Raw genomic sequence first — 15,586 nt, 5'->3', positions numbered from 1 at the left:
CTATTCATTCCTTTCCAACGGCGATACCATGCCTCTTGCGATTTCACTTAGAACCTTCGCCAAATAGATCACAGCGGTAAAGAGGATAACATATCCTGCTGCCGGGTATACCGCAATTGAGAAGTCCTGTCCAACCATAAAAGCTTTCGGTGACGTAACCGTTTCGTAAAAAAAATAGGCAGCCCCGCGATAATTTGTCAGGAATTCGACGATGAATAAGTTTGAGAGCGCATAAAGGGTAATCGTATTGGTATGGCTTAAAATTTTGACAAAGCAATTTTTCAAGACGTGGCGGTACAATACCTTAAAGGAGGAGGTCCCTTTAGAAAAGGCCGTCCGTATGTAATCCATTCCCTGTTCATCGCGGATGCTGAAAAAAGTAATATTGGCTATGTAAAATAACGGATAAATCGCTAAAAAGATAATATCTAGGATGACGACACTCGGCTGGTCGCTGCCGTAAACGACAATATGTGGAAGCAGACCGGCCTCAAAGCCTTCCATAATCAGAAGCTGCAAGGCAATGATCAAAAATAAATCCGGAATCGAGAGAAAGAATCTTGTTGTATTAACCCCAAACAGTTTCCCTCTGCGATTGCGAATCCGGTAGTCGAAAACCCCTTTGGCGATGCCGAGGAAAAAGCCGATGAATAGGGCGGGAATGGTAATCAGCATGCTTTTCTGGAATGTGCGCCAAATATTTTCTGTAAGCGAGACCCCATTATAAACGGTGCCAAGGCCTTTATTTTCCTTAATGTACTGAAAAAATTGCTTAAATTGGTTAACATGGGCATCGATAGAATAAGTAGAGGTCGCACTTTTATACATGCCGCCGGCCCCGGTTTCATAGGCAGCTGTGCGTGGCAGGAATAAGAGTGTTAGAAACAGGATGATGGTTGTCAGCCATAAAAGAGTCTGGTGAAAAATATTACGCAAAATCATCTCTTTTCATCTCCTTTTTTTGGAATCACCTATTATTCTACTAATATTTCAAAATTATTTCAATTTTGAAAATGATAGTGCGCAAGAGGTCACAATTTTGAAAAGTATGGCGGCGAGGCGGCTTTGGATTCCGCCAAACTTGCTGGGATTTCGCCAACTTCGGGTTTAATCCCGCCAAACTGCTTGCGGATTTCGCCAACTTTACGATTTATCTCGCCAAACCGGATTTTATCACCTTAGATCAGGCTTATTTCGCCGATTTTTGGATTAATCTCGCCAAACTCTACGGGGATTTCGCCAACTTCCGGTTTAATCTCGCCAAACTGCTTGCGGATTTCGCCAACTTTACGATTTATCTCGCCAAACTCCATTTTTATCACCTTGAATCAGGCTTATTTCGCTGATTTTTGGATTAATCTCGCCAAACTCTACGGGGATTTCGCCAACTTCCGGTTTAATCTCGCCAAACTGCTTGCGGATTTCGCCAACTTTACGATTTATCTCGCCAAACTCCATTTTTATCACCTTGAATCAGGCTTATTTCGCTGATTTTTGGATTAATCTCGCCAAACTCTACGGGGATTTCGCCAACTTCCGGTTTAATCTCGCCAAACTGCTTGCAAATTCCGCCGACTTTACAGTTTATTCCATTAGACCATTTATCTAACAGCAGCTACAGGTTAGTTTTTTAAAGCAAAAAAGCTAAAACGCGAAGTTTTAGCTTTTTACAGTCATTTCTTTCTCTTCGATTTGCTGTTTCATTCGTAACCGGTCGCGCTCGAGAATCGGTTTTAGATATTTGCCTGTATAGGATTCAGGGACTTCTGCGACCTTTTCCGGTGTTCCCGTTGCGATGATCGTCCCGCCCTTGTCTCCGCCTTCTGGGCCAAGATCGATTAGATAATCAGCCGCCTTAATGACGTCAAGATTATGTTCGATGACCAAAACGGTGTCGCCATTTTCCACTAAACGCTGGAGCACAACAAGCAATCGTGAAATATCATCGACATGGAGACCGGTTGTCGGCTCGTCTAAAATATAAAAGGATTTTCCGTTAGAACGACGATGGAGCTCAGAAGCAAGCTTAACACGCTGGGCTTCGCCTCCGGACAGTGTTGTTGCCGGCTGGCCAAGCTTGACATAGCCGAGGCCGACATCCAAAATTGTCTGCAGCTTGCGGCTGATTTTTGGAATGTTTTCAAAAAATTCCACGGCTGCCTCAACGGTCATATCAAGAATATCAGAAATATTCTTCCCTTTGTACTTAACTTCCAGTGTTTCACGGTTATAACGCTTGCCGTGGCAAATTTCGCAAGGAACATACACATCTGGTAAGAAGTGCATTTCAATTTTAATTATCCCATCACCGCGGCAGGCTTCACAGCGGCCTCCCTTGACATTAAAGCTGAAGCGGCCTTTTTTATAACCGCGGACCTTCGCTTCATTCGTAGAAGCAAATACATCACGGACGTCATCGAAGACACCGGTATAGGTCGCCGGATTGGAGCGCGGTGTTCTGCCGATTGGTGACTGATCAACATCAACGACTTTTTCTAAATAATCAATACCCTTAATGCTTTTATGTTCACCAGGCTTCGTTTTCGCACGATGAAGCTTTTGTGCAAGTGATTTATGAAGGATCTCGTTGATTAGTGTACTTTTTCCTGATCCGGATACACCGGTAACGGCGATAAACATTCCAAGGGGAATTTTCACATTGACATTTTTTAAATTATTTTCGGAAGCGCCTTTGATTTCAATATAGCGGCCATCCGATTTGCGGCGTTCTAATGGCAGCGGGATGAATCTCTTCCCCGACAAATATTGCCCGGTTAGCGAATTCGGGTCCGCCATTACTTCGGCAGGTGTTCCCGCGGAGACAATTTCTCCGCCGTGGACACCTGCACCCGGTCCGATATCGATCAAATAATCAGCGGCAAGCATCGTGTCTTCATCATGCTCGACAACAATTAATGTGTTGCCGATATCACGCATGCTTTGCAGCGTGCCGATTAAGCGGTCATTGTCACGCTGATGGAGCCCGATGGACGGCTCATCTAAAATATATAATACGCCTGTTAATCGTGAACCTATTTGTGTCGCCAAGCGAATTCGCTGTGCCTCACCGCCGGACAGCGTACCTGCCGTGCGGCTCAGCGTTAAATAATCGAGTCCGACATTGACTAGGAAGCCAAGACGCTCGCTAATTTCACGGAAGATCAGCTTCGCAATCTGCATTTCTTTTTCCGAAAGGTTTAATTCGGCGAAGAATTGCTGTGCTTCTTCTATTGAAAGGTCAGTCACATGGGCAATATGGTGGCCATTGATCAGGACCGCTAAGGTTTCCTTTTTCAAGCGGTAGCCTTTACAGGTTGGACATGATTTTTGGCCCATGTATTTCTCCATTTGCTCACGGATATAATCGGAGCTTGTTTCCTTATAGCGGCGCTCTACATTCCGAATGACGCCTTCAAACTCAATATTCCCTTCACGAATTTGACCAAAATCATTCTCATAACGGAAGTAAATTTTTTCGCGGCCGGAACCATAGAGAACTTTTTCAAACAGATGCTCGGGAATATCCTTAACAGGAATATTCATATCCACGCCAAAATGATTGCATACCGCCTCCAAAAGCTGCGGGTAATACTGCGAGCTTGTCGGCTCCCACGGGGCAATCGCATGCTGCTTCAGGGTTAAATCCTTATTGGGAACCACGAGGTCGACATCAACTTCAAGCTTGGAACCGAGCCCGTCACACTCGGGGCAAGCACCGAAGGGACTATTGAAGGAAAACATCCGCGGTTCCAGTTCTCCAATCGAAAAACCGCAAATGGGGCACGCATGGTTTTCACTGAACAACAGCTCTTCCTCGCCCATCACGTCAACGATGACTTTTCCTTCGCCAAGCTTTAGGGCCGTTTCTAGGGAATCGGCAATCCTGGCGGAAACCCCTTCTTTGACGACAATCCGGTCGACGACCACTTCAATAGAGTGCTTCTTATTCTTTTCGAGTTCAATCTCATCGCCGATATCGACCATTTCTCCGTCAACGCGAACACGGACGAAGCCTTGCTTTTTAATGTCTTCGAAGACCTTGGCATGTGTTCCTTTACGACCGGAAACAATCGGGGCAAGGATTTGCATTTTCGTTCGTTCCGGATATTCGAGAATCCGGTCGACCATTTGCTCAATCGTTTGTGAAGAGATTTCTATTTTGTGAATCGGACAAGTTGGATGCCCGACTCTAGCATATAATAACCGTAAATAATCATAGATTTCTGTCACCGTCCCGACGGTTGAACGCGGGTTCCGGCTTGTTGTCTTTTGGTCTATCGATATCGCTGGGGACAATCCCTCAATTGCATCGACATCCGGTTTATCCATCTGGCCGAGGAATTGCCGGGCATAGGCCGAGAGCGATTCGACGTAACGGCGCTGCCCTTCGGCGTAAATCGTATCAAACGCAAGTGTGGATTTCCCCGAACCGGAAAGTCCCGTTAAGACAACAAGCTTATCTCTCGGAATCGTGACATCAATATTTTTTAAATTGTGGGCCCTGGCGCCTTTCACAATCAGTTTATCCATTGCCATGTGTGTACGTCATCCTTCCGCTTTCAATTCCAATATTAAATCACGAAGCTCGGCGGCACGTTCAAAATTAAGCGCCTTCGCTTCAAATTTCATTTCTTTTTCCATTGTCGCAATCAGTTTCTCTTTTTCCTTTTTGCTCATCTTGCCGAACGAGGCCGCTGGTATATATGCTTCCTGGTCTTCGGCCGCATGGGTGGCGCGGATGACATCGCGAATTTCCTTTTGAATCGTCGTAGGTGTGATTCCATGTTTCAAATTGTATTCCTCTTGAATTGCACGGCGCCGCTTCGTTTCGCTAATCGCCAGTTCCATCGAATTGGTGATTTTGTCGGCATACATGATGACGTGACCGTTAGAATTACGGGCAGCACGGCCAATCGTCTGAATTAACGAACGTTCCGACCGGAGGAAGCCTTCTTTGTCGGCATCAAGAATCGTAATCAGTGAAACCTCTGGAATATCCAGCCCTTCACGGAGAAGGTTGATTCCGATGAGAACGTCGTATTTTCCCATGCGAAGCTCACGGATAATCTCAATTCGTTCGAGCGTTTTGACTTCTGAATGCAGGTATTGGACCTTGATGCCGATTTCTTTCAGATAGTCGGTTAAGTCCTCGGACATTTTTTTCGTTAAGGTCGTGACAAGGACTCGTTCATTTTTCTTCACCCGCTCGTGAATTTCACCTATCAAGTCATCGATCTGGCCCTCAATTGGCCGGACTTCTATTGTTGGATCGAGCAGGCCAGTCGGGCGAATGATTTGCTGAACCATTTCCGGTGTATGCTCTAATTCATAAGGACCAGGTGTTGCCGAAACAAAGATGGCATTATGAACGTGCTTGTCAAATTCATCGAAGGTGAGCGGCCGGTTATCGAGCGCCGATGGCAGCCGGAAGCCGTGGTCGACAAGCACCTGTTTCCGTGCTTTGTCGCCATTGAACATCCCTCTTACCTGCGGCAGGGTGACATGCGACTCATCGACGATCATCAGAAAATCTTCTGGAAAATAATCGAGCAGTGTATATGGCGTTGAACCAGCGGGACGAAGTGTCAGATGGCGCGAGTAATTTTCGATTCCCGAGCAAAAGCCCATTTCGCGCATCATTTCGAGATCATAACGAGTGCGCTGCTCAATCCTTTGTGCTTCAAGCAATTTATCTTCAGCCCGGAGGACGGCAAGCCGTTCTTCGAGTTCTTTTTCAATATTCTCAATCGCGACGCGCATCTTCTCTTCCCGGGTAACGAAGTGGGAGGCTGGGAAAATCGCAACGTGCTCCCGCTCAGCCATGATTTCACCTGTAAGCGCATCGACTTCGCGAATCCGATCGATTTCATCACCGAAAAATTCCACACGCATGCAGTGTTCATCACGTGAAACGGGAAAAATCTCCACGACATCACCGCGGACACGGAATGTCCCCCGCTTAAAATCAATATCGTTTCGTTCATATTGAATATCCACTAAGCGATGAAGCAGCTGGTTGCGCTCAATTTCCATTCCGGTTCGGAGCGATAGCACCATCTCGCGATATTCTTCTGGTGAACCGAGACCGTAAATACAGGATACTGAGGCAATAATAATGACATCCTTGCGCTCGAATAAAGAAGATGTTGCCGAGTGGCGCAGTTTGTCAATCTCGTCGTTGATACTAGCGTCTTTTTCAATGAATGTATCAGTTTGCGGCACGTAGGCTTCTGGCTGATAGTAATCATAATAACTGACGAAATACTCAACGGCATTATTTGGAAAAAATTCTTTAAACTCACTATAAAGCTGGCCGGCGAGCGTTTTATTATGGGCAATCACTAATGTCGGTTTGTTTACCTCTTTTATCACGTTTGAAACGGTAAATGTCTTTCCCGTACCTGTGGCGCCAAGAAGTGTTTGATGGCGCTTGTTTTGCTTGATGCCTTCGACTAATTGCCTGATGGCTTCCGGCTGATCCCCTTGTGGCGAGTACTTTGAAATTAATTCAAATTGGTCTTTCACAAAAAGTTTCCTCCCCGTAATATAAATCACTTTTCAGCTTAATAACCTTGTAATTGGACCGGGATAGCGCCGGAAAGTGTGCTGTAAAAATTTCATATTAACATTCTACCACATTCACCCAAAAACAAACCAATAATATGCGAACTAGCATTCGTTTTTTTAAAAGAACCAGTCTGTGTTAAAGCACATTGTTGATTTTGGGCACAATGTTGATTGGAGTGGAAGGCGCGAGACTCCTGCGGGAGCAGCGGGACAGGTGAGACCCCGCAGGCGCGAGATTCGTCGAGGAGGCTCACCGCCCGCCCCGCGGAAAGCGAAGCGCCTGGAACGGAAATCAACATTCTCTTTTAACACAGCCAAAAACAAAAAGCCTGCCGCAATTCGACAGACTTAACAAATACTAGCTTCTTTTCACCGCTCGCTGCTTCATTTTTGCCGCCAGCCAGAACCCGGCGGTTAAGGAGAAGGCATCAATCACAATAAGAAAAAATGAGCCGGTATAACCTTTATATACAGACGCGGCAATAAGGGCAACGGTTAAAACAAGACCGATAATTCGATTGTAAGTGACCCGTGTAAACAGCAAAACTAGTAACCCCGGCATAATTAAGGCTGACAAGAATCTAATAACATCTAACAATCGGTCCACACCCATTCAAAGATTTCTGTTAATTCATTCTAGAAATTAATTAATAAAATTGCAACAAAAATACTTCTGCTTTGTTATTTTTCAACTTCAATCGCAGCGATGTGTTGCTGGGATGCAAAACTAACGAGCACAAATCCTAGCAATGAGAGCACAATTGGCACCACTACTGTATGGAGCCCGAAGGCGTTCGGATAAAAACGGTCTAATAAGATGTAGGAGCCCATCCCTAGAATCATCGACGTGATGGCGCCATATTTATTGCTTCGCCGCCAATACAGCCCCATGATAACGGGCCAAATAAAGACGGATTCCAAGCCGCCGAAAGAAAATAAATTGAGCCAGACAATTAAATCGGGCGGACTTAATGCCAGCAGTATGACGAGAATTCCAATAATCGCCGTGACACTGAAACTGACCTTTTTTACATGATGCTCCCCGGCATTGGGCTTTATGTAATTCAAATAGACATCCTTGACTAATGCCGAGCTGACGAGGATGAGCAGGGCATCGACTGTGGACATAATTGCAGCCATCGGCGCTGCCAGGACGATGCCGGCAACGAACGGCGGCAGCACCTTCATCGACAGCAGCGGCATGACGGTATCGCCAATTTTGACACCAGGAAGCACTGGTCTTGCGAACACGCCAATGAGGTGCATCCCAAGCATTATAAAACCGACGACGATTGTTCCAATAATGATGGCACTATGCATCGCCTTTGAATTTTTATATGACATCGCCCGTACGGTAATTTGCGGCAGCCCGACAACGCCGATCCCGACTAATATCCAGAACGAAGAAACATAAGCAGGCGTTAATGTTCTCTCGGCACCAAACGGGCTGATTAAATTCGGATTTTCCGCCGCTAAATCGGCGATAATTCGCGGGATGCCGCCGCCTGCTTTAATCGTCGCCACCAGCAGGATCAGCGTCCCGAGAAACATGACGACCCCCTGGACGGCATCGGTCAAGGCCACCGCTCGAAAGCCGCCGACAATCACAAAGGCGAGAACGGAAAAGGCAAAGATTAATAGTGCCGCTGTGTACGGCAGCCCGGTTAGGGATTCAACAAGCCGTGCCCCGCCAATCCACTGCGCTGCCATTGATGAAAATAGAAAAATGATAATACTTGCAGCAGATAATAGGACAACGGTTTTACTTTTATAGCGCTCTTTAAGAAAGTCAATAAGGGTAATCGCTTTATACTGACGAGCTACAATCGCGAATTTCTTTCCCAGCACCATTAACGTGAAATAACCGGTTGCTAATTGGGCCATCGCCAGCAGGACCCAGCCTAAGCCTTGGGTGTAGGCAATCCCCGGACCGCCGATAAAACTTGAGGCACTGCCATAGGTCGCAACCATCGTCATCGCCAGGATAAAACCACCCATTTGCCGTTCCCCTAAAAAATATTCCTCAAGGAAGGAATTGGACTTAAGGACGAACTTGTTTGACCAAAAGCCGACGGCAAAAATAATCATGAGGAAGAGTATCAAAGGTGTAATGACCGCCCAATTCATTTGCGCTCCCCCTCTTCCTCATCAAAAGGAACTTCTTTAAACAGAAATTTAACAGTCAAAATGACAAGAATCACCATCACGACAAAGCCGGCAATGCAGCTGTAAAAGAACCATGCCGGCAGCCCAAATATGTAGGTATAGTTATCGACATCAGCTGAACCAAGACCATAGGCAAAGCCATACCACCAAATAAAATTAATCAAAACAAGAATAACCCCGATCAGGGCTTCTCTGTGGGCAATCTTAAAACGCTTGTCCAGCGGTTTGGCTGTTTTTTTCAACTGGACCCCTCCTCGTTTCCACAATTACGTTATTTTTAATGAATAATGAACATTTTACCAAACAATCCGGAATGCAAAAAGAGGGTACCCTAGGGATAGGTTTATTGTCCCAGTTAATTTCTAATAATTTTATAGAGAAATCCCTAACCCAAAAAGAGGGCAAGGTCCCCATGTCCCTGCCAGGACTTACTTTTACAAAATCCACCAATATCTGATGGTGTCAGGCACCATTTGTAAAAAAGCACCAATTTTATAGGGGGAATTGTAACTATTTAGGGGATTATATTTGTTAAAAAATACCTATAAGTATAGTAACATTGTCCTTGCTGGTAGTTTTATAAAAGGGGGATGTTATTGGAATGAGGTTAAAGGCAATAGGGAGTTTAGTAGTATTAATGGTCATTTTGCTCATCGGTAATTCAGCGGTAAAGGCGGAAACAACATCAGAATCACTAAAAAATCTTTTTAACAAGGGGGTTACTAGCGCTGAAAAGGCAAACTTCACTTTTGCACAAAAACAGAAAATCCGCGAAATGAATAAAGCATTAACTAGCGGTAAGAAATGGTCTTCATCTGCATCAGATTCTGCTAATCGTAAGGCAGCGGCGACAGCAATGGATGAGTATCCAACTATTTACGAAGTCGAGCCGAATGACTTCATTAATCAAGCGAATCCATTAAGATTAGATGAAATAGCTTTGGGCACATTAGATTACTATGATATTGATACATATAAAATTAATGTGACAAAATCCGGACCCTTGGCCGTCCTTGGTCTTATGGATGATTATGCTTTATCTGAAATTGGATTTTTACTATTTGATAAAAATGATACCCTTGTCAACTTGGATGATATCTATCAAGAAGGAAAACTATTAGTAGAGCTATATAATATCAAACCAGGAACTTATTATATAAAAGCATTCAACTTAAATGACTATTACGGCGACACCTACGCACTAATGGCCACGATGAATCTTGATAATGAGGATACCACTCCGCCTGCGGCACCACAGGTTGATCGCGTGAATGATAAGGACAATATCTTAAAAGGAACAGCAGAAGCTGGTTCTGTGATTGAGGTAACCGTAAACGGTACTGTCGCCGGTACTGCCGTTACCGGTGCAAATGGGTGATTTAGCGTTTCTATACCTGTTTATCCCGCAGGAACAGTATTAAGTGTAACGGCAACAGATAAAGCAGGAAATAAGAGTAAGGCGACAAAGATAACAGTTGCAAGTTCAACTTTTACCGGCTGGGTGGTTGAAAATGGCAAACGTTATTATTACACCAATGGAGTAAAAAATACCGGCTGGTTTTTCCAAAACGGAAAATATTATTTCCTTGATAAAACCACCGGCGCCATGGTAACTGGTTGGCTGTTCACAGAAAACAAATGGTTTTTCCTCGATAAACAGTCTGGAGAAAGAAAAGCAGGCTGGATTTTGGATGGCGGAAAATGGTACTTTCTTGATGCGAATGGTGTAATGAAAACCGGCTGGGTCAAAGATAGAGGTGCTTGGTATTACTTAAATAGCAATGGCTCTATGATTACAGGGTGGCTGAAATCCGGTAAAGATTGGTATTATCTTGGCAGCAATGGGGCCATGAAAACCGGATGGCTTCGCTCCGGTAAAGATTGGTATTACCTTAGCAACAATGGAGCTATGAAGACAGGCTGGGTCAAAGATGGAGCAAAATGGTATTACCTCTACGGCAGTGGGAAGATGGCCTACAGTACCAAGATTGGAACTTACCGCTTAGGTGCCGATGGTGCTTGGATTAAGTAAACGGCATTAAGAGAAGGAGCGAAGTCATCTTGTGATGATTTTGCTCCTCCTTTTTTGGTTATTTTCATTTTTTTTCGTTATATATAACTTATAGTGCGGTTTCGGTTTCATCTAAACACCATTTTCTGTTGGTTGAGGTCAATTCGCAAATAAAAGTGTTAGATTCGCAAATAAACAGGCAAAATTCGCAAATAAATGTGCTAGATTTGCAAATAAACAGGTGAAATTCGCAAATAAGATTGATTTTCGTGCCCATTATCCTTCGGGATCCACTTATCAGCGGAAAATTATACTTTATCGGCGAATATTCTTCATATATCGGCGAATTTTTGATTTTATCGGCGAATAATCAATATTTATCAGCGAATCATCGAAACAAAAAACTCCCCACTCTTCTTTTACTGTAAAAGTCTCAAACCATTTAAAGTGACCAGCCCATGCCGGGCGCACCATAAAAACCTTAAGAGAAATTTTCACTTAAGGCTATTATGGTAATCAAATATTGATCTACATTTCTTCGGAGCAGTAATCAATACTTTACCTTAAATAGATGAAAGGATTACCAAACTACTATATCATCCCCTCTCATAAACATGGCTGCCTCAGGACCTTCATAATCTTGTTCAAGTAAAGAAATTTCCATTGTTGTATTCTTTTCAAAAATCAACTTGATAGCTTCCTTTTCAAGCAATATGACTTTTTCTACTTTTTGGTTTATTAGTGAACACAATTCATCTCTGTACCCCTTTGTAACAATACTGTAAGAGACATTATTTTTATAGACTGTTGGTAATTTATATGCGGTTAAAATGGCTGTATCGTTAATCCCCTCAAAAATTAGCTGGATATAATCCCTGATGAAAATAACCGATGTCATTTCTACGCCCTCAATCCAACTGATACCAAATCTATCAACAGATGACAAAATTATCCCTCATTTATCTTTAATTTATTTTAATGGAATATACCACCAACAGAGCCGCACCATACTATTACTTATATCACTGATTATCACCCATAATTCTATCAATGATATGGGTTTTATCCCATACTGCTGCTATTTCTAATCCTTCACAGTCAGCTTTACTAGCATTTATAAACTCGCCTTTATGATAAATCGAATATTTTCCAGAAATACTATCTATTACACACATAGGAGGAGGCCATGCCTCATCCTCCGAATTAAAAGGTCTTTTATCAACAATTGCCCACTTTCCTGATTTTAGAACATCTTGATAAACCCCCGCGATGAAATGATATTCTTCTCTTTTTGGAATATCATTTACTGAGTTGCCAATGTGTTTATATATAGCTATACAACTTTCCTTATACAACCTACCAAATCCGAATTTATTATTTTGAAGAGGTATCGCAAAGACATCACCTAGTTGGTATTTTTTTGTTGCCAAACATAACCACTTCCTAATCATTTTAATCCTAATTCCGATTTCTTTATCGTACATATATCCTGCATAGCCAAATGGGTTATCGGCAGCTAGTCCTGTTACATCGGGTGAAAGCTGCCGCTGTAATTATAGTGAATGGGTGATGTTGTTCCATCACTTTTATTAATCTTCTTTTCGATACGGCGACCTGCATCATCGTATCTATATTCTGTAAGTGACGACTTTTTTCCTTTTTCTGTTACAGAAATTAATTGTCGGCGGCATCCCATTGATAGGTGTATTTATCGTCTGTTTACCCTTGATAATAAAAAAGGAAAGAACCCTAGGCTCCCTCCTAACTCCTTATACTTTCAGTTCTAACCACTTCTTCGCCTCCTCAACTCGTATTGGCATGTCTTCTTTATTGCCCTTCCAGATGGCTGTCATTAATTCCACGATTGGCGGCAGTGTAAGGTTTGCTTGTTTCATGATATCGTGACGCCCGAAAAGTTCTCTTGGTTGAAATATCCCAAGGCACTGACCTTGATGGATGACAATCACATCCTCCGCCCATTCGGCGACAAACTGCATATCGTGCGTGGTAACAATTACGGTTTTTCCCTGCTCCTGCAGCAGCTGCAAAATCGATGCCATCCGTTCTTTTCCATAGGGATCAAGAAAGGCCATCGGTTCATCCAATATAAATACGTCCGTCTCCATCGCCAGCACCCCGGCAACGGTGACATGCTTTTTTTGCCCGTAGCTTAGCTCGGATGGGTTTTCCGTCAGTAAGTGCTCAATTCCTAAAATCCTGGTATATTTCCCCACTCTTTCCTGAACGTCCGAAGCGGAAATTTCCATCTGAACCGGTCCAAACGCAATGTCATCGGATACTGTCAATGAAATGATTTGGTCGTCAGGATCTTGAAAGGCGATTCCGACATGCTTAAATAATTCTTTCCGTAACTTCTTATCAAGCTTTTCTCCACGGAAGAAGATGTCCCCCTTCTGCTCCGCAAACAAGCCATTTAAATGAAACAAAATCGTCGACTTTCCCGCTCCGTTTGCACCGACAATCGCTGTTTTCCGGCCCTCACGAATTGAAAAAGTAATGTCACGTAAGATTGGCTTGTCCCTCGTATATCCATACGAAACTTCGTTAAATCGAAATAGATCCACTATCGCACACCTCCTACAAAAAACAAGCAAAGAACACAGCCCGCCCACAGTGCACAATGCAGCCACTCATACTTAGGGACAAGTTCTGTCCTGATTGATTTACGTTCTCCTTTGTAGCCCTTACTTAACATCCCCAAATAAATCCGTTCAGAGCGTTGAAAGGAACGGAGCAGCAGACTTCCCAACAGCCCGCCTAGAACCCGGTATTTCTTAAGTTGAAACCAATTGCCTGTATAAAAACCCCTGCTCCGGAGACTTAACAGCATTTGCCGCACTTCCAAGCGAAACACATCCATAAATCTTAATGTAAACAGGAGTAGCTCAATAAAAATCGACGGAAGCCGAAGTTCAGCCAACGCTTGTAAAAAAGCAACAATCCCTAAACGATAAAACAGGAAGCTGAGCACCATGGCAACAAACAGTAAGCGCCCGCTATATTGGAGTGCTTTTATCCAGCCATGGCTCCCTTCATAAAGCGGAAAGAAGAGAAACGTAAACAGCATAAAGAAGGCGATCGGCTTTAGCTGTTTGACAAACGCACGAAGCGGAATTCTATAAATAAACAAAAGCAGGAGGCCGATGACGAGATTTCCGCCAATCATCACAAGATTCTTCGGTAGAACACCAAGAATAATCAAGATAAGAGCCATCACCACTTTTACTCTAGGCTTCGGGACCGTAATCATCTGCGTTTTCCAGCCATTTTTCCAAGCAAAAGAAAGAGCCCAAACGTAATCGCTACACCAAAGATGCCGGCAAGACTGGTTGACAGCCATGAATGGACGCCTGGAATCGCATAATCAGGGAGTGGTGAATGCATATAGGATGTGGCTCTGTCAATAAACCCCAATTGTTCTCCCGCCTTTTCGTAGCCATCGGGATCTGTCGAAGCAAGTAATGAAACTGCACCGGCAATAAATAATGATACCGCTACCCAAAGAACTAACCGTTTCTTCATCGTAACCTCTCCTCACTAACGCCAAGGAAAAAGGAGGAGCGGCGGGCAAACGGAACAACTGCAACTGTGATCACGCCTTCGCCAATCCCAATAATCGCATGCCAAAGAATAAGAGTTTGTAAGGCCAATTGATAGGAAACAACCTGTGACGCTCCGAGCTGAAGGGCAGCAAATCCAGCCGTGACAACTACAGAGACCCAGCCGGCGATAAATACCATTACCGAAACCGGAACCCTTGTTTTTCGTAAAAATTTATAAACTATTGATGCAGCCAGTGGAGCAAGGATGGCCATATTGAGAATATTGACGCCAAGCACACTGATGCCGCCATCCTGGAAGACCACTGCTTGGATGGTGACGACGGTTGTCATAATGAGTGTCGTCGGCCAAAAGCCAAATAGATAGGCAGCCAGCGCTCCGCCAATCAAATGGCCGGATGCCGCCGCCCCTAGTAGTGGAAAATTCACCATTTGCGCAGCAAAGATGAAAGCAGCCATTACGCCCATAATCGGCACAGCTGTCTGCTCCAGGTTCTTTTTTGATTCTTGAACACTTTTGGCAAGGACGACAACCGATACGGCTGCACCTGCCGCCAAAATTGCGGGACTTAATATCCCATCAGGAATATGCATAACAATTCTCCTTTTCACTTTTTCTATCAAAATATTTATGATATCGTTACGTTAAAGGGAAGGAGGCAAACTATTTTGACTTCAAAGAAATTAAGCCGGTTTGGCGTATCCATGGAAGAAAGCTTACTCGAAAGCTTCGACCAATTAATTGAAGAAAAAGGCTATAAAACCCGCTCGGAAGCTGTCCGGGATTTAGTCCGGGAAAAGTTAGTCAAACAGCAATGGGAACAAGATGATCATGAGGTTGCTGGCTGTCTCCTGATTTTTTATGATCACCATCAACGCCATCTTATGGGGGAATTAACAACGATTCAGCATGACTACCATGATTCGATTCTTGCAACGACCCATTTTCACCTTGATCATCATAACTGCCTTGAAATGATTGTCGTTCGTGGGAATACATTACATATTCGCAGTTTACGAGATAAATTACTTAGTTTAAAAGGGGTTAAATATGGTCAATTGTCCGTTTCCCCTGTAACCGAACCGTAATCGTGTTACTTTTCAATTTAATCGTAACACCAATATATGCCAGTGAAATGGGGTATATGTGTCTATTTTTAGTTTAAGGTTAGAAAAGCCGTTTCATTAATAGGGGAACGAAAGAATCTCCTCATGAAATGGATCGAAACCTATCAACCATAACAGTTAATGGCCCCTTTAC

General features: G+C 43.8%; 18 protein-coding genes. 3 read left to right on the top strand and 15 right to left on the bottom strand.

Annotated elements, in window-relative coordinates; all coding sequences use genetic code 11:
• The 8 genes from ACIQCO_RS03915 to ACIQCO_RS03880 form a co-directional block, all read right to left on the bottom strand.
• Entirely contained in the window at window positions 1-942 is a 942-nt protein-coding gene (locus ACIQCO_RS03915) for an ABC transporter permease subunit (protein ID WP_400426161.1), read from the bottom strand.
• Between the two features lie 236 nt (window positions 943-1,178).
• Complete coding sequence (locus tag ACIQCO_RS03910) at window positions 1,179-1,313, bottom strand: hypothetical protein (protein WP_400426159.1); 135 nt, start codon at window positions 1,311-1,313, stop codon at window positions 1,179-1,181.
• A complete protein-coding gene (locus ACIQCO_RS03905; protein WP_400426157.1) occupies window positions 1,288-1,458 on the bottom strand; it encodes a hypothetical protein in 171 nt (56 codons plus the stop codon). The genes ACIQCO_RS03910 and ACIQCO_RS03905 overlap by 26 nt, the downstream gene beginning before the upstream one ends.
• A 201-nt stretch (window positions 1,459-1,659) precedes the next feature.
• Window positions 1,660-4,536, bottom strand: coding sequence for an excinuclease ABC subunit UvrA (uvrA, locus tag ACIQCO_RS03900; RefSeq protein WP_400426155.1), 2,877 nt, complete (start codon window positions 4,534-4,536; stop codon window positions 1,660-1,662).
• 9 nt (window positions 4,537-4,545) lie between these two features.
• Window positions 4,546-6,525 carry an excinuclease ABC subunit UvrB gene (gene uvrB, locus ACIQCO_RS03895; protein ID WP_400426153.1) on the bottom strand — a complete coding sequence of 660 codons (1,980 nt, stop codon included), beginning with the start codon at window positions 6,523-6,525 and terminating at the stop codon, window positions 4,546-4,548.
• Between the two features lie 400 nt (window positions 6,526-6,925).
• Complete coding sequence (locus ACIQCO_RS03890; protein WP_400426151.1) at window positions 6,926-7,180, bottom strand: CsbA family protein; 255 nt, start codon at window positions 7,178-7,180, stop codon at window positions 6,926-6,928.
• 68 nt (window positions 7,181-7,248) lie between these two features.
• Window positions 7,249-8,694, bottom strand: coding sequence for a sodium/pantothenate symporter (panF, locus tag ACIQCO_RS03885; protein ID WP_400426149.1), 1,446 nt, complete (start codon window positions 8,692-8,694; stop codon window positions 7,249-7,251).
• Window positions 8,691-8,975, bottom strand: coding sequence for a YhdT family protein (locus ACIQCO_RS03880; protein ID WP_400426147.1), 285 nt, complete (start codon window positions 8,973-8,975; stop codon window positions 8,691-8,693). Before ACIQCO_RS03880 ends, panF begins: the two co-directional genes overlap by 4 nt.
• Before the next feature lie 359 nt (window positions 8,976-9,334).
• On the opposite strand from ACIQCO_RS03880, the gene ACIQCO_RS03875 reads away from it, so the two are divergent.
• Both ACIQCO_RS03875 and ACIQCO_RS03870 read left to right on the top strand, forming a co-directional pair.
• A complete protein-coding gene (locus ACIQCO_RS03875; protein ID WP_400426145.1) occupies window positions 9,335-10,111 on the top strand; it encodes an Ig-like domain-containing protein in 777 nt (258 codons plus the stop codon).
• A gap of 123 nt (window positions 10,112-10,234) precedes the next feature.
• On the top strand, window positions 10,235-10,765 hold the full coding sequence (locus tag ACIQCO_RS03870; protein ID WP_400426143.1) for a PspC-like choline-binding domain-containing protein: 531 nt from the start codon (window positions 10,235-10,237) through the stop codon (window positions 10,763-10,765).
• A 559-nt stretch (window positions 10,766-11,324) separates the two neighbouring features.
• On the opposite strand, the gene ACIQCO_RS03865 is transcribed toward ACIQCO_RS03870, so the two are convergent.
• The 7 genes from ACIQCO_RS03865 to ACIQCO_RS03835 form a co-directional block, all read right to left on the bottom strand.
• The gene (locus ACIQCO_RS03865; RefSeq protein WP_400426141.1) at window positions 11,325-11,690 is read right to left on the bottom strand and encodes a hypothetical protein; all 366 of its coding nucleotides are present in this window, start codon (window positions 11,688-11,690) and stop codon (window positions 11,325-11,327) included.
• A gap of 76 nt (window positions 11,691-11,766) precedes the next feature.
• On the bottom strand, window positions 11,767-12,174 hold the full coding sequence (locus ACIQCO_RS03860; protein WP_400426139.1) for an Imm26 family immunity protein: 408 nt from the start codon (window positions 12,172-12,174) through the stop codon (window positions 11,767-11,769).
• 95 nt (window positions 12,175-12,269) lie between these two features.
• Window positions 12,270-12,440: a hypothetical protein gene (locus ACIQCO_RS03855; protein WP_400426137.1), complete on the bottom strand. Its 171-nt coding sequence runs from the start codon at window positions 12,438-12,440 to the stop codon at window positions 12,270-12,272.
• A gap of 73 nt (window positions 12,441-12,513) precedes the next feature.
• Complete coding sequence (locus ACIQCO_RS03850) at window positions 12,514-13,329, bottom strand: energy-coupling factor ABC transporter ATP-binding protein (protein ID WP_400426135.1); 816 nt, start codon at window positions 13,327-13,329, stop codon at window positions 12,514-12,516.
• Window positions 13,329-14,015 (bottom strand): energy-coupling factor transporter transmembrane component T family protein, encoded by a 687-nt coding sequence (locus ACIQCO_RS03845; protein ID WP_400426133.1) that lies wholly within the window; start codon window positions 14,013-14,015, stop codon window positions 13,329-13,331. The genes ACIQCO_RS03850 and ACIQCO_RS03845 overlap by 1 nt, the downstream gene beginning before the upstream one ends.
• On the bottom strand, window positions 14,012-14,287 hold the full coding sequence (locus ACIQCO_RS03840; protein ID WP_400426131.1) for a PDGLE domain-containing protein: 276 nt from the start codon (window positions 14,285-14,287) through the stop codon (window positions 14,012-14,014). The genes ACIQCO_RS03845 and ACIQCO_RS03840 overlap by 4 nt, the downstream gene beginning before the upstream one ends.
• Complete coding sequence (locus ACIQCO_RS03835; protein WP_400426129.1) at window positions 14,284-14,919, bottom strand: energy-coupling factor ABC transporter permease; 636 nt, start codon at window positions 14,917-14,919, stop codon at window positions 14,284-14,286. The genes ACIQCO_RS03840 and ACIQCO_RS03835 overlap by 4 nt, the downstream gene beginning before the upstream one ends.
• Window positions 14,920-14,994: 75 nt before the next feature.
• Here ACIQCO_RS03835 and nikR point away from each other — a divergent pair, with 75 nt between their 5' ends.
• On the top strand, window positions 14,995-15,414 hold the full coding sequence (gene nikR, locus ACIQCO_RS03830; protein ID WP_400426127.1) for a nickel-responsive transcriptional regulator NikR: 420 nt from the start codon (window positions 14,995-14,997) through the stop codon (window positions 15,412-15,414).
• Window positions 15,415-15,586: the final 172 nt, after the last annotated feature.

The organism is Neobacillus sp. NPDC093127, assembly GCF_044754175.1.
GTDB lineage: Bacteria > Bacillota > Bacilli > Bacillales > Cytobacillaceae > Neobacillus.
This window is presented reverse-complemented; position numbering and strand designations above follow the sequence as displayed.

Coding starts and splice junctions, on each gene's coding strand:
- ACIQCO_RS03915 (WP_400426161.1), bottom strand. CDS start 942: ATGATTTTGCGTAATATTTTTCACCAGACTCTTTTATGGCTGACAACC.
- ACIQCO_RS03910 (WP_400426159.1), bottom strand. CDS start 1,313: ATGGAGTTTGGCGAGATAAATCGTAAAGTTGGCGAAATCCGCAAGCAG.
- ACIQCO_RS03905 (WP_400426157.1), bottom strand. CDS start 1,458: ATGGAGTTTGGCGAGATAAATCGTAAAGTTGGCGAAATCCGCAAGCAG.
- uvrA (WP_400426155.1), bottom strand. CDS start 4,536: ATGGCAATGGATAAACTGATTGTGAAAGGCGCCAGGGCCCACAATTTA.
- ACIQCO_RS03890 (WP_400426151.1), bottom strand. CDS start 7,180: ATGGGTGTGGACCGATTGTTAGATGTTATTAGATTCTTGTCAGCCTTA.
- panF (WP_400426149.1), bottom strand. CDS start 8,694: ATGAATTGGGCGGTCATTACACCTTTGATACTCTTCCTCATGATTATT.
- ACIQCO_RS03875 (WP_400426145.1), top strand. CDS start 9,335: ATGAGGTTAAAGGCAATAGGGAGTTTAGTAGTATTAATGGTCATTTTG.
- ACIQCO_RS03855 (WP_400426137.1), bottom strand. CDS start 12,440: ATGGGATGCCGCCGACAATTAATTTCTGTAACAGAAAAAGGAAAAAAG.
- ACIQCO_RS03845 (WP_400426133.1), bottom strand. CDS start 14,015: ATGATTACGGTCCCGAAGCCTAGAGTAAAAGTGGTGATGGCTCTTATC.
- ACIQCO_RS03840 (WP_400426131.1), bottom strand. CDS start 14,287: ATGAAGAAACGGTTAGTTCTTTGGGTAGCGGTATCATTATTTATTGCC.
- ACIQCO_RS03835 (WP_400426129.1), bottom strand. CDS start 14,919: ATGCATATTCCTGATGGGATATTAAGTCCCGCAATTTTGGCGGCAGGT.